Below are 22926 nucleotides of genomic sequence, written 5' to 3' on the forward strand. Positions count from 1 at the left end.
CCGTCCGGATCCTCGGCCGCACCCCGGCGGGGCCGTCCGGCACGGGCCAGCATGGCCGCATGCCCGCGACCCCGCCCACCGCCCGCGCCCTCGACCGGGCGGCCGCACGCGCCCTCGACCGGCTGACCGAGGCCGCCGAGGTGCTCCTGCCCGTGGAGTGCGCCGTGTGCCGCGCCCCGGGCACCGCGCTGTGCCGTGCCTGCCGCCTGGTGCTGCGCCGGTCCTGCGCCCGCCCCTTCGAGGCGTCCTCGGCCGCACCGCTGCTCGACCCGCCGCTGTCCGTCGTCGCCGCCGGCCGCTACGCCCACGGACTCGCCACCTGTCTGCTCGCGCTCAAGAGCACCGGGCGCACCGACCTGGTCCCCGTGCTCGCCGCCTGCCTGGCCACGGCCCTGCACGCGGCCGCCCCAGGCTGGCCGGCGGGGCCCGTGCTGCTCGTCCCGGTGCCCACCAGCCCCGCGGCCCTGCGGCGGCGCTGGTTCGACCCCGTGCGGCTGCTGCTCGAGGACTGCGCGCGCCGCGGCGCGCTCCCTGCCGGCACGCTCGTCAGCCGCGGGCTGCGGCACCGGGCGGCCGGGGCCTCGCTGACCGGGCCGGCGCAGAAGCGGCTGGGCACCGCGGGCCGGCGGGCCCGCCCCGCGGGGTCCATGCGGGCCGCCGCGGCCCCCGGCGCCCGGTGCGTCGTCGTCGACGACGTGCTCACCACGGGGGCGACCCTCGGCGAGGCGGCCCGCGCACTGCGGGCCGGCGGGGCCGAGGTGCTCGGGGCGGTGGTGCTCGCCGCCGTGCGGCCGCCGGCAGTTCCGCTCACCGCTGATTCGGGTCCGGCCCGGCCGGGTGAATATCCCGTGTGATTCAACTAACGTTGAGTCACGGGACGCAACAATCCTCCCGGGTGGGCGGCCCCATCCGCCCACGTCACCCCCGAGATTTGGAGGGCATCATGGAACTGAACGTCATGGGGCGCAACGTCGCCGTACCGGAGCGGTTCAAGGAGTACGCCGCCGAGAAGGTCGTCAAGTTCGAGGAGCTGGGCGAGAAGGTCCAGCGCATTGATGTCAAGGTCACCAAGGACCACGCGCTGCCCGGCCACCAGGGGATGGGCGTGGAGATCACGGTCTCCGGACGCGGCCCCGTCCTGCGGGCCGAGGCGCGCGGCGACGACAAGTTCGCCGCCTTCGACGAGGCCTACAGCAAGCTCCTCGAGCGCCTTCGCCGGGCCCGCGACCGCCGCAAGGTGCACCGCGGCGCCCACCGTCCCACGGCCGTTCACGAGGCCACCGGCGCCCTGCCCGTGGTCCCCAGTTCCGGGCCCATCTACACCACCGCCGCGGAGCTCGCGACCGCCGAGCAGGAGGCGTTCGACCAGAGCGTGAGCCTCACCGACGCGGTCACCCCCGTCGAGATCCGGCGCAAGCGGTTCCCGGCCTCCGAGCTGAGCGTCGACGAGGCCGTCGACCACATGGAGCTCGTCGGCCACGACTTCTACCTCTTCGTCGACAAGGAGACCGGCGAGCCCTCCGCGGTCTACCGCCGCAAGGGCTGGAGCTACGGCGTCATCAGCCTGAGCGAGAACGGCGAGGAGTCCGAGGAGAGCGTCCGGGCCTACCAGCCCGAGCCCGCCGGCTGACCCCACCCCGTGACGGCGGGCCCGTCCGGCTGGGTGCCGGCCGGGTCCCGCCCCGGAAGAGCCCGGTGGTCGCGGCCACCGGGCTCGTCCGCGCCCGGAGACCGGCACCGGCTCCCGTAGACTGGAGCGGGTGCCGGACACCCCCCCATCAGTCCCAGCACGGCAGTCGAACACGAGGAGCGTGTGCACGTGGCGTCATTCCTGGAGAAAGTCCTCAGGACCGGAGACAAGAAGGTCCTGACGAGGCTGCGGTCCTACACGACCGCCATCAACAGCCTCGAGGACGGCTTCCGGGAGCTCAGCGACGCGGAGCTGCGCGCCGAGACGGACGCGTTCCGCGCCCGGGTCGCCGACGGCGAGTCCCTGGACCGGCTGCTGCCCGAGGCCTTCGCCGTGGTCCGGGAGGCCGCGTCCCGCACCCTGGGCCAGCGCCACTACGACGTCCAGCTCATGGGCGGCGCCGCCCTGCACCTCGGGAACATCGCCGAGATGAAGACCGGCGAGGGCAAGACCCTCGTGGCGACGGCCCCCGCCTACCTCAACGCCCTCTCCGGCAAGGGTGTCCACGTCGTCACCGTGAACGACTACCTGGCCGAGTACCAGGCCAACCTCATGGGGCGCGTCTACCGGTTCCTGGGCATGGAGACCGGCGTGGTGCTGGCCAACCAGGACCCGGCGACCCGCCGCCAGCAGTACGTCGCCGACATCACGTACGGGACGAACAACGAGTTCGGCTTCGACTACCTCCGCGACAACATGGCGTGGAGCCCCGACGAGCTCGTGCAGCGCGGCCACAGCTTCGCGATCGTCGACGAGGTGGACTCCATCCTCATCGACGAGGCCCGCACCCCGCTGATCATCTCCGGGCCCGCCTCCGGCGAGGCCAACCGGTGGTACACCGAGTTCGGCCGCCTCGTGCAGCGGCTCGACGCGGGCACCGACTACGAGGTGGACGAGAAGAAGCGCACCGTCGGCGTGCTCGAGTCCGGGATCGAGAAGGTCGAGGACTGGCTCGGCATCGACAACCTCTACGAGGCCCAGAACACCCCGCTCATCGGCTTCCTCAACAACGCCATCAAGGCCAAGGAGCTCTTCCGCGCCAACAAGGACTACGTGGTGCTCAAGGGCGAGGTCATGATCGTCGACGAGCACACCGGGCGCATCCTCGCCGGCCGACGCTACAACGAGGGCATGCACCAGGCCATCGAGGCGAAGGAGGGGGTCGAGATCAAGGCGGAGAACCAGACCCTCGCCACGGTCACCCTGCAGAACTACTTCCGCCTCTACGAGAAGCTCGCGGGCATGACCGGCACCGCCGAGACCGAGGCCGCGGAGTTCATGAACACCTACGGGCTGGGCGTCGTGTCCATCGAGACGCACCGCCCCCTCGTCCGCATCGACCGCCCCGACCTCGTCTACAAGAACGAGGTCGCGAAGTTCGCCGCGGTGGTCAAGGACATCGAGGAGCGGCACGCGAAGGGCCAGCCGGTCCTCGTGGGCACCGTGTCGGTCGAGAAGAGCGAGTACCTCTCCAAGCTGCTCGCCCAGCGCGGCGTCCGCCACGAGGTCCTCAACGCGAAGAACCACGCCCGGGAGGCCGCGATCGTCGCGCAGGCCGGCCGCAAGGGCGCGGTGACCGTGGCCACCAACATGGCCGGCCGCGGCACCGACATCATGCTCGGCGGCAACGCCGAGTTCAACGCCGTGGACCGGATGCGGGAGAAGGGCCTGGACCCGCAGCGGGACGCGGAGGAGTACGAGCGCGTGTGGCCGGACGTGGTGGCCGGCTGCGAGGAGGAGACCCGCGCCGAGCACCAGGAGGTGGTCGACGTCGGCGGTCTCTACGTCCTGGGCACGGAGCGCCACGAGTCGCGGCGCATCGACAACCAGCTGCGCGGGCGCTCCGGGCGGCAGGGGGACCCGGGCGAGTCCCGCTTCTACCTCTCCCTCGCGGACGACCTCATGCGGCTGTTCAACGCCGGTGCCGCCCAGCGGCTCATGGCGGGGGCGCCGGACGACACCGCGCTCGAGCACAAGATCGTCTCCCGCGCCATCGCCTCCGCGCAGAGCCAGGTCGAGGGGCGCAACGCCGAGCAGCGCAAGAACGTCCTCAAGTACGACGACGTCCTCAACCGCCAGCGCGAGGCGGTCTACCGCGACCGCCGCCGGGTCCTCGAGGGCGACGACCTCCAGGAGCAGATCGTCCAGTTCGTCGACGAGGTGGTCACCTCCACGGTCCAGGACCGCACGGCGGTCGGCCACCCCGAGGACTGGGACCTCGACGGCCTGTGGGAGTCCCTGCGCACCATCTACCCCGTGACCCTGTCGGTCGACGAGGTCGTGGAGGAGGCCGGGGGCCGCACGCGGCTCACGGCGGAGTTCCTGCGCGAGCAGATCCTCTCGGACGCCCGCCTCGTCTACGACCAGCGGGAGGAGGAGGTGGGCGCGGAGGCCATGCGCAACCTGGAGCGGCGCGTGCTGCTGTCGGTCATCGGGCGCAAGTGGCCCGAGCACCTCTACGAGATGGACTACCTCAAGGAGGGCATCGGCCTGCGGGCGATGGCCCAGCGCGACCCGCTCGTGGAGTACCAGCGCGAGGGCTACGCGATGTTCCAGGAGATGATGGGCGCGATCCGCGAGGAGACGGTCTCGACCCTGTACCGGATGGAGATCCGCCGCCAGCGCGTGGGCGCCGACGGCGGGCCCGTCGACCTGCAGATCCCGCGCCAGCCCAGCTTCCTGCAGTACACCGCGCCCGCTGAGACCGGCGGCACGCAGACCCGCACGGAGCCCACCGCGGCGGGCCGCGGCGAGGACGACGCGGACGCCGCCGCGGCGTCCGCCAACCGGGCCGGGCGCCGGGCCCGCGCCCGGGCCGCCAGCGCCGAGTCCGCGGAGGGCTGAGCCCGCCGAGGACAGGTTCCTCCCCAGGCTGAGTCCGCCGGGGGCTGAGCCTGCCGGGGACTCGGTCCGCCGGGGTCGAACGCGCCGGGGCGGGGAGGCGGGGTCAGCCGACCTCGAGCTGCGTCACGCTCCAGCCCCGCCCCAGCCGCTCCACCCGCATGGCCACGGCCCGGCTGCGCCTCGGCTCGACCACCACCAGGGCCACCTCGTAGACCCCGCGGCCCACCCGGCAGACCCGGCACCTGCGCACGTGGGGGTTCCGGTGCAGCTCCTGCAGCGCGGCCTTGCCCTCGAACTGCTCCTGGAGCAGCCGGAGCATGTCGGCGCGCTGCTGGAAGCGCTCCGCGATCTCCGGGGTGGTCCAGCGGCCCAGCTGTGCCGCCGGCCGGCTCCCGCCCAGCACCTCCACGGCCGCCTGGCCGATGGAACGGGCCAGGGCCGTCACCCGGCCCAGCTCGTCCTCGGCGTCGTGGCCCAGCACACGCGTGGCGCCCCACGTGTAGCCGCCGGGGGCCGTGGGCGGCGCCGGGCGCCCCCGGCGGGCGGGGGGCCCGGCCGCCGGGCGTCCGCGCTCGGGCGCGAGCGGACGGGCAACGGGGTCGGAACCGGCGGTGGGTGCGTTCATGACGGGCCTCCTGGGAACGGTGCTGCGGTGGGTCGATGGTGGGGTGCCGCGGAGCCGGGGCGGGTCAGGGCCCCCCGGCGCCGGGCACGACGAGCCGCTGACCCGGCAGGAGCCGGTGCGGTCCGTCCGGGAGCACCGGCCGGTTCAGCTCGTACCAGCGGGGCCATGCACGGGCGACCTGCTGGTCGGAGGCCTCCGGGCCCAGGTGGGCGGCGGCCAGGGACCACAGGGTGTCCCCGCGCACGACCGTGACGGCGCCGTCCACTGTGCGCTCCGCCACCGAGGGGCCGGTCCGCGGGAAGCAGGGATCCGGAGCCGTCGACGGCGCGGGGGCGGACTCCCCGCCCGGGGCGGGCTCGCGGTCGGGGCCGGGCCGGGGTCCGGCACCGGGGGCGGGCGCCGGGCCCGGTGCCTCCGGGGCGGGGGTCGTCTCCTCCGGGGCGGACGTCGTCCCCTCCGCGGCGGGGGCCGTCTCCTGCGCGGACGCCCCGGCGCCCCAGAACGGGGAGGGTGGGTCGACGGCGACCGCCGCCGGGGCCGCGAGCAGCTGCAGGCCCAGTGCCGTGGCCGCCGCGCGGCGCAGCAGGGCGGGGGAGCACCGCCCGCAGATCCCGGCCAGGCGCTCCCAGCGGTGGTGACCTGCCAGCACCGCGAGCACCGCCAGGGCGGCGGCGAGGATCCAGGCCGCCACCACGGCGCAGCCGAGCACGGCCGCTGCGAGCCCGATCAGCGTCCCGGTGTCCGGGCCCCCGGCGGTGCGGACGCCGCCCGCACCGTCCAGGGCTGCGCCGCAGGCCGCGGTGGCCGCACCCAGGGCGGGCACCAGGAGCACAGACCACAGCGGAGCGGACGCGGTGCTCGCGGATCCTGGCGTGCCGATCATCTGGTCTCCCGGAAAGTGAGTTTTAACGTCGTTTGACAGCGTTTGATGCTGTTTGACGTCGTAAAGCATTGTTAGCACCCCCTGGGTGCCGGTGTAAAGGTCTCAGCGGCCCGCGGTGGACATGACGTTCCTTGACGAGGGCAGGGCGGACGCCTACGTTGAGGCCCTGCGCGACCGGACGGCCCGGGAGCCGGAAGGGGAGGCCCTGCAGTGCGCTGGGAGCAGCTGTTCGCGGACCTGGAGGCGCAGCTGGCCTCCGCGCACCAGCAGGGCGTGGAGGAGGAGGCGGCGGAGCAGGCCCGCGCGGAGTACTCCCGGGTGCGCCTGACCGACCGGCTGCGCCTCCGGCAGGGCGAACCCGTCCGGGTCCTGCTCACCGGTGCCGTGCCGCTCGAGGGCCGGGTGCGCACGGTGGGCGCCGGCTGGGTCGTCCTCGAGGACCGGGGCACCGAGCACCTGGTGCCGCTGGGGGCCGTCCTGTGGTGGGAGTCCCTCGGCCGGGGGTGGGCGCCCGGTGACGACCCGCTGGCCCTGCGGCTCGGCCTGGGGCACGCGCTGCGCGCTTTGGCCCGGGCCAGGGCCGGGGTGCGGATCCGGCTCGCCGGCGGTGGACCGCTGGGCGAGCTCGAGGGGACGCTTGACCAGGTGGGCGCGGACTTCTTCGACCTGGCCCTGCACCCCGACGACGACTACCGCAGACGGGGCAGCGTGACCGCGCTGCGCGCCGTGCCGTTCCCCGCGCTGGTCTGCGTCTCCTCGCTCACGGCGGGGTGAGACGGTCGGCGGCGGCGTCCCGGTGGATCAGTCGAGCGCGCCCGAGCGCACCGCCTCCGCCGTCCGCTCGTAGCCGCGGGCGATGTACTCCTCCAGCTTGGCGGTCTCGACGCGCCACTGGCCGCGGCCGCCCACCTGGATGGCGGGCAGCTCCCCGCTGCGCACGAGAGCCCTCGCCTGCGTCGCCGAGATGTTGAGGATCTCGGCGACGTCCGCCAAGGTCAGGAAGCGCTGCTGCGACATCCTCCGCCTCCTTGCTCGTGGTTGCTCTCCCGTTCCAGTCTGCCACCGAAGAGACGCAACGGCTCCCCGTCCACATGCGGCGTCGCCACCGCCCGCCCCCGGCGCGCACGGGGGGCCGGGGCGCGCACCCTGTCCCCAGTTGTGCACCGACCGGTTCCCGGGGCACCACGGCCGCGGGCAGAATGTGGGCCACGAGCACGGTCCCCACGGCCGTGCGGGCAACGAGAGAGGCGGTCGCCGATGAGCGGCACGGTCAGGGGCACGGACGCCCCGTCGGCCCGGTTCCGGAGACCGACCTGGCGGGACCCGAGGCTGCTCACCGGGCTGCTGCTCGTGCTGCTCTCCGTCGCCGGGGTGACCGCCGTGGTCACCGCCACGAACCGCACGGACCCCTACCTGGCGGCCGCCCGGGACATCGAGGTCGGCCAGGACGTGACCGGGGAGGACCTGGTGGCCGTCGACGTCCGGCTGCAGGACGCGGCGGACCTCTACGTCCCTGCGGACGCGGCACCGGGGCCGGGCACGGTCGCGACGCAGCGGATCCCGGCGGGCCAGCTGCTGCCAGGGTCCGCGCTGGGCACCGCGGACCGGCTGGACCGCAAGCCGGTCGCCGTCCCGGTGGACCATCCGCTGCCCCAGGACGCCGGGGCGGGAACGCGCGTGGACGTCTGGGTCGCCGCCCAGAAGCCCTCCGGCCGCGGCCACGAGCCGGCCCGCCTGCTGCTCCCGGCGGCCGAGATCGCCGGCGTGCAGACGGAGCAGACCGCCCTCGGCGCGGGCCGCGGCACCGTGGTGCACGTCCTGGTCGAGGAAGACCCGATGGAGGAGCTCGTGGACGCGCTCGGCAACGACGCCCGCGTCACGCTCGTGTGGAATCCCGCGGGCGGCCGGTGATGGTCCTCCCGGTCATGGCCCTGGGGGTCTCCACCTGGCCCCTCGTCGACGGCATCGAACGGCTGCACGGACCGGTCACGGTGGTCCGCCGATGCCTCGACCTCACGGAGCTGCTGGCCGCGGCGCGCGCCGGACTCGGCCGGGCCGCCCTCGTGGCGGAGGGCGCCGAGGACCTCACGGCGAGCCTGCTCGAGCAGATCCGGCTCGGCGGCGCGGCGCTGCTGGTGCTGGAGGGCCACGACCACCGCCGCCTCGCCGGTCTCGGCGCCGTGGTCGTCCCGGAGCGGGCGGCCCCCGAGGACGCCGCCCGCCTCGTCGAGGAGGCCGTCGCCGCCGCGTCGGGCGCACCGAGCGGGGTGGGCTACGCCGACGTCGTCGCGGCGGGCCGCGCCGACGGAACCGCCGCCGTGCCCGGCGCGCCCGCCCCCGCGGCCGGCGGGCACCCGCAGGAGGGGGAGGACGGCGACGGGGCCGAGTCCCCGGCACCCCGCGGCGCCGGGCGGATCGTGGCGGTGTGGGGGCCCACCGGAGCGCCGGGCCGGACCACGGTGGCCGTCAACCTCGCCGCGGAGCTCGCGCTCCTGGGGCAGGACACCGCACTCGTCGACGCGGACACCTACGGACCCTCGGTGGCCGCGGCCCTCGGGATGCTGGACGAGGCGGCGGGTCTCGCCCAGGCGTGCCGGCTCGCCGACCAGGGGCGGCTGGACGGGGTGAACCTGCGGCGGACGGCCGCCGACGTGGCCGTCGCCGGGCGCACCGTCCGGGTGCTCACGGGGCTGACCCGTCAGGACCGCTGGCCGGAGCTGCGCTCGAGCGCCGTGGCGGCGGTGCTGGAGCGCTCGGTGCAGGAGTTCGGCACCACGGTGGTGGACTGCGGCTTCGCGCTGGAGGCCGACGAGGAGCTCACCGTCGACACCATGGCTCCCCGCCGGCACGCGGCGGCCCTCACGGTCCTGGAGCGCGCCGACGTGGTGGTGGCCGTGGGCGCCGCGGACACCATCGGCGTGCCGAGGCTGCTGAAGGCGCTGCCGGACGTCGCCGCGGCCGCGCCCGGGGCCCGGCTCGTCGTCGCCGTCAACAAGCTGCGCCGCTCGGCGGCGGGACGCTCACCCGAGCTGGGGGTCCGGGAGGCGTGGGCGCGGTTCGGCTCCGGCCCGTCGGTCGAGCTGTTCGTGCCGTGGGACCCGGAGACCTGCGACGAGGCGCTGCTGGCCGGGGCCGTCCTCGCGGAGACCGCGGCGGGATCCTCCGTGCGGGCCGCGATCCGGGAGCTGGCCGGCCGGGTGCTCGCCGAGCCCGGGGAGGCGGGGGCGGACGAGGACCCGCTCGTGCGCGGTACTAGGCTGGGCGGCAGGATCGGGGCCTGGCTGCGGCGCTGATCGCGGGGGCGCCGTCCGGCCCCTCCCCACCTGCGACCACCGGAGGCGACGTGGCGTTCACGGAACCGCTCAGGGACACCAAGGACTTCGGGCCCGGGGACTACGAGTGGCTCCACCTGCTCGTGGGGGACTGGCAGCTCATCTCCGACCTCGCCTTCGGCGACCTGATCCTCAGCTTCCCGGCCGACTACATCCCGGCCGCGGGCAGCGGCAACGGACGCGGCATGCCGGCCCCCGGCAGCTCGTTCCGGGTGCTCGCCCACGTGCGGCCGGCGACGGGTCCCACTGTCTTCCACAAGGACATGGTGGGCGAGCTGCTGCCCGACGAGCTGAGCGGGCCCCTGCGGGCCGCCTGGGTCGGCCGGCGGATCGAGCGGGTGCGCCCGTCGGGGGAGGGGGCCGGTGCCTCCGGCCCGGTCAAGGTGGTCCCGCTCGTGCGCCAGGGGCGGACGCTCGCCCTGCTGACCCTGCACGCCGGACGGGCGCCGGGCCAGGTGGTCTCCCGGCAGGAGATCGTCTACCGCGAGACCGCCGACGCGCTGCTGCGGATGGCCAACGAGGGCCTGTGGCCGGACTTCTCCGCCCCGACGGGCTCGCGCCGCGGCGCGCCGCGCGTCGGGGACGGCGCGATCCGGCTCGACGCCGAGGACCGCGTGACCTACGTCTCGCCCAACGCGGAGTCGGCGCTGCGCCGGCTGGGGATCGACGGCGAGCTGCTCGGGGAGCGGCTCATGGACCTCGTGCCCCCCGTGCTGGTGCCGGGGGCGGACGCGGACGAGACCCTCGCCCCCGTGCTCAGCGGCCGGACGGCGTGGCGCAGCGAGGTGGAGGGCGCGCGCGTGAGCGTCAACTTCCGCTCCGTCCCGCTGCGGGACCGGTCCGGCCGGCTCGGCGCGGTGCTGCTCTGCCGGGACGTCACCGAGCTGCGCCGCCGGGACCTGGAGCTCGTCTCGAAGGACGCGACCGTGCGGGAGATCCACCACCGCGTCAAGAACAACCTGCAGACGGTCTCCGCGCTGCTGCGCCTGCAGGCCCGGCGGATGACCACGGACGAGGCGCGGCACGGGCTGGAGCAGGCCATGCGCCGGGTCGCGACCATCGCGATGGTGCACGAGACGCTCTCCCAGGGGTTCACGCAGAACGTGGACTTCGACGAGCTCATCGCCCGGCAGTTCCGGCTCGCGGCGGAGGTGGCCTCGCCCGAGCAGACGGTGCACACGCGGATCATCGGGGAGTTCGGGGAGCTGCCGACCCGCCTGGCCACCCCGCTGGCGCTCGTGATCAACGAGCTCGTCACGAACGCGGTCGAGCACGGCCTCGCCGGGCGGACCGGAACGGTCACCCTGGAGGCGTCCAGGGTCCAGGACGAGGACGGCGCCGGTCAGCTGCTCGAGGTCGTGGTGAGCGACGACGGCGCCGGGATGGGCGACGTGGTCATCGAGGAGTCCGGGGTCGGCGCCTTCCGCAGGGCGGGCGGCGGCGAGGGGCTCGGGATGCAGATCGTGCGCACCCTCGTGGCGGGCGAGCTCGGGGGCTGGATCCGCTGGGAACCGCGACAGGGCGGGGGCACCGAGGTGACGGTGTGCGCCCGCCTCGACGACTGATCCGGCGAGGGCCCGGGAAGCGGCGAGGACCGGGACCCCGCAGGGTTCCCGGTCCTCGGTGCGAGCGGAGCGCTCAGGAGGCGCGGCGGGCGCGGGCGGCGCGGCGCTTGAGGGCGCGGCGCTCGTCCTCGCTCATCCCGCCCCAGACGCCCGCGTCCTGGCCGGACTCGAGGGCCCACTGCAGACAGGTGTCCATCACCGGGCAACTGCGGCACACGGCCTTCGCCTCCTCGATCTGCAGGAGAGCAGGTCCGGTGTTGCCCACGGGGAAGAACAGCTCGGGATCCTTCTCCAGGCATGCTGCGCGGCTACGCCAATCCATGGTCAGCGATCGCTCCTTTCAAGGGTGGGTCCCGTCAGGGCAGGGCAGAAGGATCCTGCGGCGGCCGCGTCCGGGACAAGAGAAAAGGCCCATTCGCACGGGCCTTGTGAAGAACTGACGTCCACCTTCCCACGCCGGAGGGGTGCGGACAAGGGCTTTGGGTGGCGCGTCACAGCCGGGTCGGTGAGGCGTTGCTCACAGGACGCCCGGGGCGGGCCGCCGCACGATCCGCACGGCGGGTCGCGCCGGCGGCGGGCGGACTAGGGTGGCGGGGAGCGCCGGGGCCCGCCGCCCGGCCGGAAGGAGAACCCCATGCCCACCCCCTCCCGGGACGCCCGGCCCCGCGCGGTCGCGGTCCTGACCGGCGTGGTGCTGCTCGAGGCCCTGGTCCTCGCCGGGGCCGCCCTGCGGCTGGTCTGGTCCCTCCTGTTCGAGGAGCCCCTGACCGTGGGCGGAACGGTCTTCCTCGCGGCGGTCTTCGCCGGGGGCGCCCTGTGGCTGCTGCGCGTGGGCCGGGGCCTCTGGCGCGGCTTCCGGTGGCCCCGCGCGGCCGCGCTCGTGGTCCAGCTCTTCCTCCTGGTGCTCGCCTACCCCCTGCTCCGGTCGGGGCAGTGGGGGCCCGGGCTCGCGACGGCGGTGCCGGCCGTCGTCGTCCTCGTCCTGCTCTTCCGGCCGGGCGTGCTCGCGTGGACGAGCCGCACCGTCCGGTGAGCGGGTCCGCCCGGCCGGCCCCCACGGCCCCGGGGCGCGCCCGCCCGGGACGGCCGGGCAGGACCAGTACAGTTGGAGCGCCCGTGCCCGCCGTCGTCGTGCCCGGCCCCCGTCCGTTCCGTCCCCTCCCGTCGAGCAGCTCCGAACAGGTGGTCCCGTGACTCCCCGCCGCATCGTCATCGTCAGCCGCATCTTCGCCCCCGAGCCGGCCGCCGCGTCCTTCCGGCTGCGGGCCCTGGCCCGTGGCCTGACCGAGGCGGGGGCGGAGGTCACGGTCCTCACCACGCGCCCGCCCGCCGGGTCCGTCATCGAGCCGGAGCCCTACGACGTGCGCCGGTGGCCCGTCCTGCGCGACCGGTTCGACTACGTGCGCGGGATCGTCCAGTACCTCAGCTTCGACGTTCCCGTCCTCTTCCGGCTGCTGGCCACCCGGGCCGACCTCGTGGTCAGCGAACCGCCCCCCACCACGGGGATGGCCGTGCTCGTCTCCTCGCTCCTGCGGGGCCGTCCCTACGTCTGGTACGCCCCCGACATCTGGACCACCGCCGCCGAGAAGATGGAGGTCTCCGCGCCGGTGAAGCGGGCCATGCGCGTCATGGAGACCCTCGCGGCCCGGCGGGCCGCGGGCGTGCTCACCGTGTCCGAGGCCATGGGCCGCGAGCTGCAGTCCGTCACCGGCGTGGCCTGGGAGAAGGTGCTCGTGGCGGAGAACGGCATCGACACCGACGTCTTCCGCCCCGACGGACCGGTGGCCGAGCCCGGCGCCCCCTACTTCGTCTACGCCGGGTCGATGTCCGAGTGGCAGGGCGCCGACGTCTTCGTCCGCGCCATGCCCCGCGTCCTCGAGGCCCACCCCGACGCCCGCCTGCGCTTCTTCGGCAGGGGCTCCGACATCGACCGCGTCCAGGAGATCGCCGAGCGGCTCGCCCCGGGGAGCGTGCTCTTCGAGGGGCTGCGTCCCGCCGCCGAGACCGCGGAGTGGACCCGGGGGGCCGTCGCCGCCCTGGGCGCGGTGCTCCCGGGCATCGGCTACGACTTCACCAAGCCCACCAAGATCTACGCCGCCGCCGCGTGCGGGACGCCGGTCGTCTACGCGGGGGCGGGGGTCGCGGCCGAGCTCGTGCAGGACAACGGCCTGGGCGCGGCCGTCGACCACGACGCCGACGCGGTGGCCGAGGCCATGATCGCCGCCCTCGACCGCCGGCTCGACCCGGCGCTGGCCGAGGACAACGACCGGGAGCGCCGCCGCCGGGCCGCATGGGCGGCCGAGAACGCCTCCCTGGCGGCCTCCGGTCGCCTCGCCGCCGAGTGGCTGCTCCAGGGCTTCCCCGACTGATCAGGTACTTTGGTACGCAGCGCACGCCCGGCGCGCCCGTGCCGCCCCCTCACCGGCCGGACGCCGGCCGGGCCCACCAGGACACCAACCCCAGGAGTTAGCCCGTGAACGCAGATCTCGTCGTCGTAGGGTCCGGCCTGTTCGGCCTGACCGTGGCCGAGAGGGCCGCCAACGAGCTGGGCCTCGACGTGGCCATCATCGACCGGCGGCACCACATCGGTGGCAACGCCTACACGGAGAACGAGCCCCAGACCGGGATCGAGGTGCACCGCTACGGCGCCCACCTGTTCCACACCTCCAACGAGCGGGTCTGGGACTACGTGAACCGGTTCACCGACTTCACGGACTACGTGCACCGGGTCTACACCCGGCACCACGACGAGGTCTTCCCCATGCCGATCAACCTCGGCACGATCAACCAGTTCTTCCGCGCGGCGTACTCGCCGGCCGAGGCCCGGGCGCTGATCCAGGAGCAGGCCGGGGAGCTCGCGGGGACGGACCCGCAGAACCTCAACGACAAGGGCATCCAGCTCATCGGCCGGCCGCTCTACGAGGCGTTCATCAAGCACTACACGGGCAAGCAGTGGCAGACGGACCCCAAGGACCTGCCCGCCTCGATCATCAACCGGCTCCCCGTGCGCTACACCTACGACAACCGGTACTTCAACGACAAGTACGAGGGCCTGCCGGTGGACGGCTACACCGCGTGGCTCGAGCGCATGGCGGACCACCCCAAGATCGACGTCCGGCTGGACACCGACTTCTTCGACGAGGGCCACGACTACTCCCGCTCCGCCGTCTCCGGGCAGGTCCCGGTCGTCTACACGGGCCCCGTGGACCGGTACTTCGACTACGCCGAGGGCGACCTCTCGTGGCGGACCATCGACCTGGAGCAGGAGGTCCTGCCGATCGAGGACTTCCAGGGCGCCCCGGTGATCAACTACCCGGACCCCGACGTCCCCTTCACCCGGATCCTGGAGTTCCGCCACTTCTACCCGCAGCGGGACTACACCACGGACGCCACGGTGATCATGCGCGAGTTCTCCCGCTTCGCGGAGAAGGGCGACGAGCCGTACTACCCGGTCAACACCTCGGTGGACCGCGAGAAGCTGCTCAAGTACCGCGACCTCGCCCGCGGCGAGGACAAGGTCCTGTTCGGCGGCCGCCTCGGCACCTACAAGTACCTGGACATGCACATGGCCATCGGGGCCGCGCTGTCCATGGTCGACAACAAGCTCAAGCCCCACTTCACCGGCGGGGCCACCATCGAGAGCGGGGGAGTGGACGCGTGACCGCGACGACCCAGGACACCGAACGGACCGGCACCGAGGGCACCTCCTACCGGGTGCTGCAGGAGCTCGTCTTCCCGGCCAAGGACCGTTTCCCGACCCAGCCCCTCTACCTGGACTCCCGGGCGGACACGGGCACCGCCGCCCAGCAGGAGGACACGAAGGAGCAGCGGCCCCAGATCGTGGTCAACGTGGCCTCCGACGCCGGGGCCGCCAGCGGCGTGGCGATCCTCGGCCGCACCTCCGTGCGCGTGCCGGCCCGCAGCACCGTGTCCTTCGCCACGTACTTCAACGCGTTCCCGGCCAGCTACTGGCGGCACAACACCCACCTGCGCGAGGTCGTGCTGCGCGTGCGCACCACGGGCCGCGGCTCGGTGAACGTGCACAGCTCCAACGCGCGCGGCGAGTCCGTGCCCGTGTCGGTGCACGAGGTCTCCGGCGCCGAGCGGCTGACCGAGGTCGTGCTGCCGCTGAAGGCCTTCGCCGACGGCGGGTGGTACTGGTTCGACGCCACCGCGGCGGACCAGGAGCTCGAGGTCCTGGGCGCCCAGTGGCTGGGCGACGGCACAGGCACCACGGAGGGGTCCGTGACCCTCCAGATCACGACCATGAACAAGCCCTCCTACTGCCTCACCAACGCCCGCCTCCTGGACGAGCAGCGGGAGCACCTGCCGCAGGTCGCGCAGGTCGTGATCGTGGACCAGGGCAACCAGAAGGTCGTCGACGAGCCGGGCTTCAGCGAGGTCCAGGAGCGCTTCGGCGACCGGCTGCGCGTCATCGACCAGGGCAACCTGGGCGGGGCCGGCGGCTTCGCCCGCGGCATGTACGAGGCCGTGCGCGCCGACAGCACCTACGTGCTGCTCATGGACGACGACGTCGAGATCGAGCCCGAGGCCGTGCGCCGGATCAGCGTGTTCGCCGACTTCTGCAAGCGGCCCACGCTGGTCGGCGGGCACATGATCGACCTGCTCAACCCGACGAAGATCCACAACTTCGGCGAGGCCATGGACCCGTACAGCTTCCAGTACGGCCCCGCGGGCGAGGGCGTGGAGATCGGCCACGACTTCCGCCGCAGCAACCTGCGCAGCACCGCGTGGATGCACCGCCGCATCGAGGTGGACTACAACGCGTGGTGGATGTGCCTGATCCCCACGCAGGTCGTCCGCGAGATCGGCCTGGCGCTGCCCGTGTTCATCAAGTGGGACGACGTCGAGTACGGCATCCGGGCCAAGGCGGCCGGCTACCGCACCGTGTCCCTGCCCGGCGTGGCCGTGTGGCACCTGGCCTGGGCGGACAAGGACGACACCATCAGCTGGCAGGCGTACTTCCACAAGCGCAACCAGCTCGTGGCCGCCCTGCTGCACTCCCCGTTCGACCGCGGCGGCGAGGTGCTCGGGCGCAACGGGATCAAGGACCTGCGGCACCTGCTGTCCATGCAGTACTTCGCGGAGGAGGCCCGGGTCCTGGCCCTGCGGGACGTCCTGGCCGGGCCCGAGGCCCTGCACGAGCTGCTGCCCCAGCGGATCCGCGACGTGCGCCGGATGATGACCCAGCACTCCGACGCCGTCTACGAGGCGGACCTGGACGCCTACCCCACGGTCGCGTCGGCCAAGCCCCTGCGGACCCGGCGGCTCTCCGCCCCGCACGGGCTGAAGGTGCTCACCTCGGCGACCACCGCCGTGGTGCGCCACCTCGCCGTGCGCCCGCAGGAGCAGGCCGAGCAGCACCCGCAGGTGCACCTGCCCTACCAGGACGCCCGGTGGTGGCGGCTGGCCCGCTACGACAGCGCCCTGGTCTCCGCCTCGGACGGCACCGGCTACACCTGGTACAAGCGCTCGCCCCGGGAGGCCCGCGCCCTGATGGCGGAGTCCCTGCGCCTGCACGCCCAGCTGGCCCTGCGCTGGCCGGAGCTGTCCCGCCGCTACCGGGCCGCGCTGCCGGAGGTCACCTCCATGGCGGCCTGGGAGGCGACCTTCCGCGAGCACTCGGAGATCGGCGCCTGATGCCGGCTGCCACGGTCGTCCGGAGGCCGTCCCCCGGGACGGGGCTGCCGGCGGTGTTCCGCCAGCGCTACCTGCTGAAGCTGCTGGTCGACAAGGAGCTGCAGATCCGCTACCGGGGCACGGTCCTCGGGCTGCTGTGGTCCTACGTCAAGCCGGGGATCCAGTTCGTCGTCTTCTACGTGGCCCTGGGCATCTTCCTGGGCCTGGAGCGGGGGATGGAGAACTACGCCGTGTACCTGTTCTCCGGGATCATCCTGATCAACTTCTTCTCGGAGTCCTTCGGCAACGCGGCGCGCTCGATCGTGGCCAACGCGAGCCTGATCAAGAAGATCTACCTGCCCCGGCAGATGTTCCCCGTGGCGTCCGTGTGGGTCGCCGGCGTGCACCTCATGCCGCAGCTGGTGGTCATGCTCCTGGCCGCCCTCATCGTGGGCTGGTCGCCCACGTGGATCTCCCTGCTGGCCGTGCCCGCGGCGCTGCTGATCGTGGGTCTGCTGGGGGCCGGTCTGGGCATGCTCTTCGGCGCGGCGAACGTGTTCTTCCGCGACGCCGAGAACTTCGTGGACCTGATCGTCATGGTCAGCACGTGGTCCGCCCCGGTGCTCTACTCGTGGACGATGGTCCGGGACGTCCTGGGCCCGGTGTGGTTCGCCGGGTTCATGCTGAACCCCCTGACCGTGGCCGTGGAGCTCTCGCACGCGGCGTTCTGGCTGCCGACCACCACCCCCGGCGCCCACGAGGTGCCGCCCCACCTGTTCTCCCTCTGGACGCCGGTGGCGCTGCTGGTGGTCACGGTCGTCATGTTCCTGGGCGACCTGCTGTTCCGTCGCCTCGAGGGCCGATTCGCGCAGGAGCTGTGACGATGAGCACCGACCGCACCACCCCGCCGGCCGAGCCCGCCGTGGTGGCCGAGCACCTGGCCAAGGAGTTCTCGCTCCGCCACGCCCGTTCCCTCAAGGAGACGGTGATGTGGCTCGCCCGGGGGCGGCGCCAGGACATCTCCAACCGCTTCCGCGCCCTCGAGGACCTCAGCCTCAGCATCCGGCCGGGCGAGAGCGTGGCGCTCGTGGGGCTCAACGGCTCCGGGAAGTCCACGTTCCTCAAGCTGGTCTCCGGCGTGATGAGCCCCGACGGGGGCTCGCTCACGGTCAACGGGCGCGTGGCCGGGCTGATCGAGGTCGGCGCCGGCTTCCACCCCGACCTCACCGGCCGCGACAACGTGTACCTCAACGGCGCGATCCTCGGCATGTCCAAGGAGGACATCGACCGGAAGTTCGACCAGATCGTGGCGTTCTCCGAGATCGAGCAGTTCATCGACACCGAGGTGAAGTTCTACTCGTCCGGCATGTACCTGCGCCTGGCCTTCGCCGTGGCGGTGTTCACCGACCCGGACATCTTCATCATCGACGAGATCCTCTCGGTGGGCGACGAGCCCTTCCAGCGCAAGAGCCTGGGCCGGGTCAAGGAGCTCTCCGAGGAGGGCAAGACGCTGCTGGTCGTCAGCCACGACTTCGACGTGGTCCGCAAGGTCTGCGACCGCGGGGTGTGGATCGAGCACGGCCGGGTCCGCAGCGACGGGCCCATCGACGAGGTGATCGAGCAGTTCCGCGCCGCGGAGAACGCCGGCTGACTGCCCTCCCTGCCCGCGGTCCGCGGACGACGACGGGCCGCCCGGCTCCGCGAGGAACCGGGCGGCCCGTCGTCCGTCGCAGGACGGGGATCCCGCGGCAGGCTCAGGCGCCGTCGCAGCCGACGATCTCGTAGAGCGCGGCCTGCCCGTTGCGCTCGACCAGCGCAAGACCGGGCGCGAGCTGCGGGTCGACGGCGTTGATGTCCGCGTACTCACCGGCCTGGCGGGCACCGGGAATGATGAACTGCGTGCCGAAGTCCAGGACCCACTGCACGTCCAGCTCTTCGGCGGCGGCGCAGGCCCGGCTGTCCGGGGTGGCGTCGGCGATCCCCGTGGCCAGGGCGTTCAATTCCGGGTCCAGCGTGCGCAGTTCGACCCCGGGTGACTCGACGTGGTACTGGGTGACGGGCCGCTCGGCGACCGCGAACGCCAGGGAGCCACCGTTCCACGGGTTGACCGCGATGACGTCCCCCGGCTCCGTGAGCTCGTCGAGGTCCTGGAGCAACGCGTACTCATCCTGGTTGAGGATGCTTTCCGGCCCCTCCCATGCGTAGTACTGCTTGCCCCATCGGGTCGCCTGGGTCAGGGACTCGACCTGGGAGTAGGGCACCGCGAGACCCAGCACCACGACCGCTGCGACGGGATAGGCGGCTCGGCCTGCCCGGGGGCGGCCGGTGAACGAGGCCAGTGCCGTCATGCCGATGGCCAGGCTGCCCACCACATGGGCAGCACCGAGGGCGATCAGCGGTACGGCCGTCAGCGGGAGTGTGGCCGCGAGGCGGTACGAGTCGGTGTACCACCCGCCCACGAGCCACTGCCGGACCGGGCTCTCCTCGCCCGCGGCGGCCACAGCATAGAGGTACGAGAGCACCAGATGGGCGATGACCAGCCAGCGCAGTCTCCGCCGGGCGATGGCAGCGTAGATTCCCGCCCCGGTGAGCAGCACGAGGACCCAGGGCACGTCCTCCCGGCCGTTGGAGCCGAAGAGCAGAGCCTCGCCGGCCGCCCGCGCCAGGGTGGTGGACGGCTCCCACACGAACGACGTGGTCAGGACGTTCCACAGGAGCAGCCACGTGGTGACCACGACGACCGCGACCGCCACGAGCCCGAGGGCGGGACCACGGCGCCGGGCGCCCGCGGCCGCCCGCAGCCCGAGCCACCACGCCGTGGCCGCCAGGGGGACCGCGACCACGAGCAGGGCGAGGAACGCGTTGGGCTGGGAGACGAACAGCGCGCCGAGGGTGACCACCAGGCTGGCGGCCAGCCGGACCCGGCCGGCCGCGTCCGGGGTGCGCGCCGTCCGGTCCGCGCTCACCCCGGGGCCGAGCAGCCGCACGAGCAGGCCGAGGGACACGGGGGCGAGCGCCAGGGCGAGGATGTTGGGGAAGAGCGGCCCCCAGGCCATCAGGCCCAGCGGGAAGACGCTGAACCCGGCGGCGGCCGTGCCGGCGACCACGGCCGCCACGGGGGACGGGCCGACGAGGCATCGGACCAGGAAGATGCACGAGGCGGGCCAGACGAGCCCGCCCACCGCGAGCAGCGTCAGGTTGTGGGCCACGAGCACGCTGTCCCCGGCCAGGGGCACCGCGAGGGACGCCAGCTGGTGCCACGCCGCGGGGTACAGCGCGATGGTGCTCTCCGGGCTGACCATCCGGTTCAGGGTCAGGGTCGAGCCGTTGCCGGTCTCGACGACGTAGCGGATGGCGTTGAGGTGGAAGATGTTGTCCCAGCGCTGGGCCATCGCCTCCGGGTGCCCGATCACGGACGCCATCCGGCGCACCAGCAGCACCGCCCCGATCGCGAGCCCGGCGGCCGCGCCCGCCGGGAAGAGCCGGCGGCCCGCGCCGCCGGAGCGCTCCGCCGGGCCGGCCGGGTCCGCCCCGGCGTCGTGCGGGCCGGGCGCGTGGCCGCCCCGGGGGAGGAGCCGGCCGACCAGCCACGCCAGCGCCGCCAGCACCACCGCGGCGGCCACCTGGGTGAGCGCGCCGTAGGGGATGCCCGCCAGGTCCAGGACCACGCCCGTGAGCCCGACGACGGCGACGCTGAAGACCGGTGCCGTCAGCAGGATCCGGCCCCCGCGCTGCCCGAAGGCCCACAGCAGCGCCAGCCCCGGCAGCCACAGGAACGCCAGCAGGACCAGGAACGCCGGCAGATGGGGTCCCCAGTCCGTCAGCACGTCGGTCCTGCGGGGCTCTGCCTGGCAGCGGGCACGGTCTTGTCCTCACGGTGGGGGGAAGGGTCGGGTCGATCATAGCGGCCGGCCCGGGTCCGGCCGCCGACCTGACGGGCGGGTCCGGCGCGCTGTGCGAGAATGTCCGGGTGAGTCGTTCGTGGATCGTCATGCCCGTGTACAACGAGGCGGCCGTCGTGGGAGAGGTGCTGAAGGAGCTCCGGAAGACCTTCCCGCACGTCGTCTGCGTCGACGACGGATCCTCCGACGACTCGGCCCGGATCTGCGCCGAGGCCGGCGCCGTCGTCGTCCAGCACCCCATCAACCTCGGGCAGGGCGCGGCGCTGCAGACCGGTTTCGAGTACGCCCTGCAGGACCCCGGGATGGACTGCGTGGTCACCTTCGACTCCGACGGCCAGCACCGCGTGACCGACGCGTGGGACATGGTCGAGCGGATCCGCTCGGGCGAGGCCGAGGTCGTGCTGGGCTCCCGCTTCCTCGACGGGCGCACCCGGATCTCCCCGCTCAAGCGGGTCGTGCTGCGCACCGCCGCGTTCTTCTCGAAGCTGTCCACCGGCATGGACCTCTCCGACGCCCACAACGGGCTGCGCGCCATCGACCGGGGCACCCTGACCCGGATCCGGCTGACCCAGAACCGGATGGCGCACGCCTCGGAGATCGTCAACCAGCTGGCCGACATCCGGCCCCGCTGGGTCGAGCACCCGGTGGAGATCATCTACACGGACTACTCGAAGTCCAAGGGGCAGTCGCTGCTCAACGGCGTGAACATCCTCGCCGAGCTGTTCGTCAAGTAGTCCGCACCCCGTCCGCACCCAGTCCGCACCGTCGAAGGGAAGAGCCGTCCGATGATCTACGCCGTCCAGATCCTGCTGGTCCTGGCCGTGGGCTACGGCGCGCTCGCCCTGATCCGCGGCGGGGCCAACGCGAAGCACCGGGCGATCCGCCGCGTGGTGGGCCTGGCCTTCTTCATCTTCGCGGCGCTGTCCATCTTCTTCCCCGACCTGCTCACGGGCGTGGCCCACTTCTTCGGGATCGGACGCGGCACCGACCTCGTCCTGTACGGCTTCGTGGTGATCTTCATGATCACCCAGGCCACCTCCGCGCTGCGCAACCGCCAGCAGGAGGTCAACGTGACCCGGCTGGCCCGGCACATCGCCGTCGCCGAGGCGGAGCGGCCCTGGGCCCCGGCCCCGGAGCACGCCCAGCGCGCCTCGGTGCGGGACTTCGCCGAGACCTCCCCGGCGCAGCGCCCCGCGGCCTGACCGGCCCCGGCGCGGGTCAGGCCTCCCGGAGCACCCGGGACAGCACGTCCGGCCGGTCCGTCATGACGCCGTCCACACCCCACCCCAGCAGGCGGCGCATGTCGTCCTCCCGGTCGATGGTCCAGACGTCCACCCGCAGACCCGCCTGCTGGGCGCTGCGCACGAGTCCGGGCGTGAGCACGCGCAGGCCCAGGAGCGAGTCCGGCGGCTGCAGGCCCTGGAACGCGAGCGTGTGGTGCTGGTGCCGGCCCAGCAGGCACAGCAGCCGGAAGGCCGCGAACTCCGTGGGGGAGGCCGCCGTGGGCACCGCCCCGCCCGATACCTGGCGGAACCGCCGGATCGAGGCCGTGCGGTTCGTCGCGACGAGCGTGCGCTCCTGGGCACCCGCCGCCCGGACGGCCCGCCAGACGATCTCCTCGGCGCCGGGACGGTTGCCCTTGAGCTCGATCGCCACGGGGTGCTCGGGGAACGCCTCGTAGACCTCCGCGAGCGTGGGGACGTGCACCCCGCGCCCCCGCCACGGGAAGGTCCCGCCGTCGAGGGTGAACGCGTGCCCGGCGTCCAGGCGCTGGAGCTCCGCGGCGGACATCAGCGCGACGGCGCCGGTCCCGTCCGTGGTGCGGTCCACCGTGAGGTCGTGCATCAGCACGGCCGTGCCGTCGGCGGAGGCCTGCACGTCGAGCTCCAGCACCACGTCCCCGAGGGCCGCGGCGGCCCGGAACGCTTCGAGGGTGTTCTCCGGGGCGACCTCGGCGCCGCCCCGGTGCGCGAAGACGGCCGGCCAGTCCCGGGGCACGGCTGCCCTCGGGACCGGCGACGGGGCCACCAGGTGCCGGCCGAGGGCCGCTCCGGCCGCGCTCGTGAGCAGGTTCCCGGCGAAGGGGACGCCCGCGCGGAGCAGCGCCCGGAGACGAGCGGCGACGTCGGGGCGTGTGCCGTCCTGCTCGGTGGTCACGTGGGTCACGGCGGTCCTTGCGATCGGGGGCAGTGCGTGCGGCACGGGTGGTGCCGTGACGCGGACGCCCGGGGGGAGCGTCTTCGCCCGCCACCCTACGGCCCGGCGGCCCGGCCTGCACGCCCTCCCCGGACGTCGCCCTCGCCGACCTGGTTCCATGCGCCCGCATCCTGTGACACTTCATGTGTTTCCGGACGGGAACAACGTCGCAGGTCAGCGACGGCTGTCCACAGGAGCCCGGGCGGGGGTTGTGGGGACGACGCCGGATCGGCCTATGTTCCTGTGCAT

At 73.7% G+C, this 22926-nt stretch carries 21 protein-coding genes; 15 read left to right on the plus strand and 6 right to left on the minus strand.

Going from position 1 to position 22926, the window contains the following annotated elements; genetic code table 11:
* The first annotated feature begins 59 nt into the window (after positions 1–59).
* The 3 genes from EQG70_RS06685 (at position 60) to secA (ending at position 4534) form a co-directional block, all read left to right on the plus strand.
* Positions 60–854 (plus strand): ComF family protein, encoded by a 795-nt coding sequence (locus tag EQG70_RS06685; protein WP_109268070.1) that lies wholly within the window; start codon positions 60–62, stop codon positions 852–854.
* 89 nt (positions 855–943) lie between these two features.
* On the plus strand, positions 944–1630 hold the full coding sequence (gene hpf / locus EQG70_RS06690; protein ID WP_017833627.1) for a ribosome hibernation-promoting factor, HPF/YfiA family: 687 nt from the start codon (positions 944–946) through the stop codon (positions 1628–1630).
* Positions 1631–1819: 189 nt separating this feature from the next.
* Positions 1820–4534 (plus strand): preprotein translocase subunit SecA, encoded by a 2715-nt coding sequence (secA, locus tag EQG70_RS06695; protein WP_109222181.1) that lies wholly within the window; start codon positions 1820–1822, stop codon positions 4532–4534.
* A gap of 103 nt (positions 4535–4637) precedes the next feature.
* Here the strand turns inward: secA and EQG70_RS06700 are convergent, their stop codons facing one another.
* Both EQG70_RS06700 and EQG70_RS06705 read right to left on the minus strand, forming a co-directional pair.
* Positions 4638–5159, minus strand: coding sequence for an Rv3235 family protein (locus EQG70_RS06700; RefSeq protein WP_109268069.1), 522 nt, complete (start codon positions 5157–5159; stop codon positions 4638–4640).
* 64 nt (positions 5160–5223) lie between these two features.
* A complete protein-coding gene (locus EQG70_RS06705) occupies positions 5224–6042 on the minus strand; it encodes a LysM peptidoglycan-binding domain-containing protein (protein ID WP_138976453.1) in 819 nt (272 codons plus the stop codon).
* Between the two features lie 210 nt (positions 6043–6252).
* Between EQG70_RS06705 and EQG70_RS06710 the strand changes: the two genes are divergently transcribed.
* A complete protein-coding gene (locus tag EQG70_RS06710; RefSeq protein WP_109268067.1) occupies positions 6253–6816 on the plus strand; it encodes a hypothetical protein in 564 nt (187 codons plus the stop codon).
* Between the two features lie 27 nt (positions 6817–6843).
* Here the strand turns inward: EQG70_RS06710 and EQG70_RS06715 are convergent, their stop codons facing one another.
* Complete coding sequence (locus EQG70_RS06715; RefSeq protein ID WP_109268066.1) at positions 6844–7059, minus strand: helix-turn-helix domain-containing protein; 216 nt, start codon at positions 7057–7059, stop codon at positions 6844–6846.
* 240 nt (positions 7060–7299) lie between these two features.
* Here EQG70_RS06715 and EQG70_RS06720 point away from each other — a divergent pair, with 240 nt between their 5' ends.
* The 3 genes from EQG70_RS06720 (at position 7300) to EQG70_RS06730 (ending at position 10939) form a co-directional block, all read left to right on the plus strand.
* Positions 7300–7953: an SAF domain-containing protein gene (locus EQG70_RS06720; RefSeq protein ID WP_017833633.1), complete on the plus strand. Its 654-nt coding sequence runs from the start codon at positions 7300–7302 to the stop codon at positions 7951–7953.
* 548 nt (positions 7954–8501) lie between these two features.
* On the plus strand, positions 8502–9335 hold the full coding sequence (locus EQG70_RS18885) for a CpaE/TadZ family protein (RefSeq protein ID WP_419095749.1): 834 nt from the start codon (positions 8502–8504) through the stop codon (positions 9333–9335).
* A 50-nt stretch (positions 9336–9385) separates the two neighbouring features.
* Positions 9386–10939 carry a sensor histidine kinase gene (locus tag EQG70_RS06730; protein WP_109268065.1) on the plus strand — a complete coding sequence of 518 codons (1554 nt, stop codon included), beginning with the start codon at positions 9386–9388 and terminating at the stop codon, positions 10937–10939.
* 73 nt (positions 10940–11012) lie between these two features.
* On the opposite strand, the gene EQG70_RS06735 is transcribed toward EQG70_RS06730, so the two are convergent.
* The gene (locus tag EQG70_RS06735) at positions 11013–11261 is read right to left on the minus strand and encodes a WhiB family transcriptional regulator (RefSeq protein ID WP_017833636.1); all 249 of its coding nucleotides are present in this window, start codon (positions 11259–11261) and stop codon (positions 11013–11015) included.
* 312 nt (positions 11262–11573) lie between these two features.
* Between EQG70_RS06735 and EQG70_RS06740 the strand changes: the two genes are divergently transcribed.
* The 6 genes from EQG70_RS06740 to EQG70_RS06765 all read left to right on the plus strand — a co-directional run bounded on the left by EQG70_RS06740 (position 11574) and on the right by EQG70_RS06765 (position 18230).
* The gene (locus EQG70_RS06740; RefSeq protein WP_109268064.1) at positions 11574–11972 is read left to right on the plus strand and encodes a hypothetical protein; all 399 of its coding nucleotides are present in this window, start codon (positions 11574–11576) and stop codon (positions 11970–11972) included.
* 157 nt (positions 11973–12129) lie between these two features.
* Positions 12130–13308: a glycosyltransferase family 4 protein gene (locus EQG70_RS06745; protein WP_109268063.1), complete on the plus strand. Its 1179-nt coding sequence runs from the start codon at positions 12130–12132 to the stop codon at positions 13306–13308.
* A 104-nt stretch (positions 13309–13412) separates the two neighbouring features.
* Positions 13413–14600, plus strand: coding sequence for a UDP-galactopyranose mutase (glf, locus tag EQG70_RS06750; RefSeq protein WP_017833639.1), 1188 nt, complete (start codon positions 13413–13415; stop codon positions 14598–14600).
* On the plus strand, positions 14597–16600 hold the full coding sequence (locus EQG70_RS06755; RefSeq protein ID WP_095650618.1) for a glycosyltransferase: 2004 nt from the start codon (positions 14597–14599) through the stop codon (positions 16598–16600). Before glf ends, EQG70_RS06755 begins: the two co-directional genes overlap by 4 nt.
* On the plus strand, positions 16600–17460 hold the full coding sequence (locus EQG70_RS06760; protein ID WP_017833641.1) for an ABC transporter permease: 861 nt from the start codon (positions 16600–16602) through the stop codon (positions 17458–17460). The genes EQG70_RS06755 and EQG70_RS06760 overlap by 1 nt, the downstream gene beginning before the upstream one ends.
* A gap of 2 nt (positions 17461–17462) precedes the next feature.
* Complete coding sequence (locus tag EQG70_RS06765) at positions 17463–18230, plus strand: ABC transporter ATP-binding protein (RefSeq protein ID WP_051063783.1); 768 nt, start codon at positions 17463–17465, stop codon at positions 18228–18230.
* 103 nt (positions 18231–18333) lie between these two features.
* On the opposite strand, the gene EQG70_RS06770 is transcribed toward EQG70_RS06765, so the two are convergent.
* The gene (locus tag EQG70_RS06770) at positions 18334–20406 is read right to left on the minus strand and encodes a DUF6541 family protein (RefSeq protein WP_109268062.1); all 2073 of its coding nucleotides are present in this window, start codon (positions 20404–20406) and stop codon (positions 18334–18336) included.
* 143 nt (positions 20407–20549) lie between these two features.
* Here EQG70_RS06770 and EQG70_RS06775 point away from each other — a divergent pair, with 143 nt between their 5' ends.
* Both EQG70_RS06775 and EQG70_RS06780 read left to right on the plus strand, forming a co-directional pair.
* Complete coding sequence (locus EQG70_RS06775; RefSeq protein ID WP_240722694.1) at positions 20550–21215, plus strand: glycosyltransferase family 2 protein; 666 nt, start codon at positions 20550–20552, stop codon at positions 21213–21215.
* Positions 21216–21266: 51 nt separating this feature from the next.
* Positions 21267–21683, plus strand: coding sequence for a DUF2304 domain-containing protein (locus EQG70_RS06780; RefSeq protein ID WP_109268060.1), 417 nt, complete (start codon positions 21267–21269; stop codon positions 21681–21683).
* A gap of 16 nt (positions 21684–21699) precedes the next feature.
* On the opposite strand, the gene EQG70_RS06785 is transcribed toward EQG70_RS06780, so the two are convergent.
* Positions 21700–22647 (minus strand): glycerophosphodiester phosphodiesterase family protein, encoded by a 948-nt coding sequence (locus tag EQG70_RS06785; RefSeq protein ID WP_167508865.1) that lies wholly within the window; start codon positions 22645–22647, stop codon positions 21700–21702.
* Between the last annotated feature and the right edge of the window lie 279 nt (positions 22648–22926).

Origin of the sequence: Kocuria rosea (assembly GCF_006094695.1) — a bacterium.
In the GTDB taxonomy this organism is placed as follows: domain Bacteria; phylum Actinomycetota; class Actinomycetes; order Actinomycetales; family Micrococcaceae; genus Kocuria; species Kocuria rosea.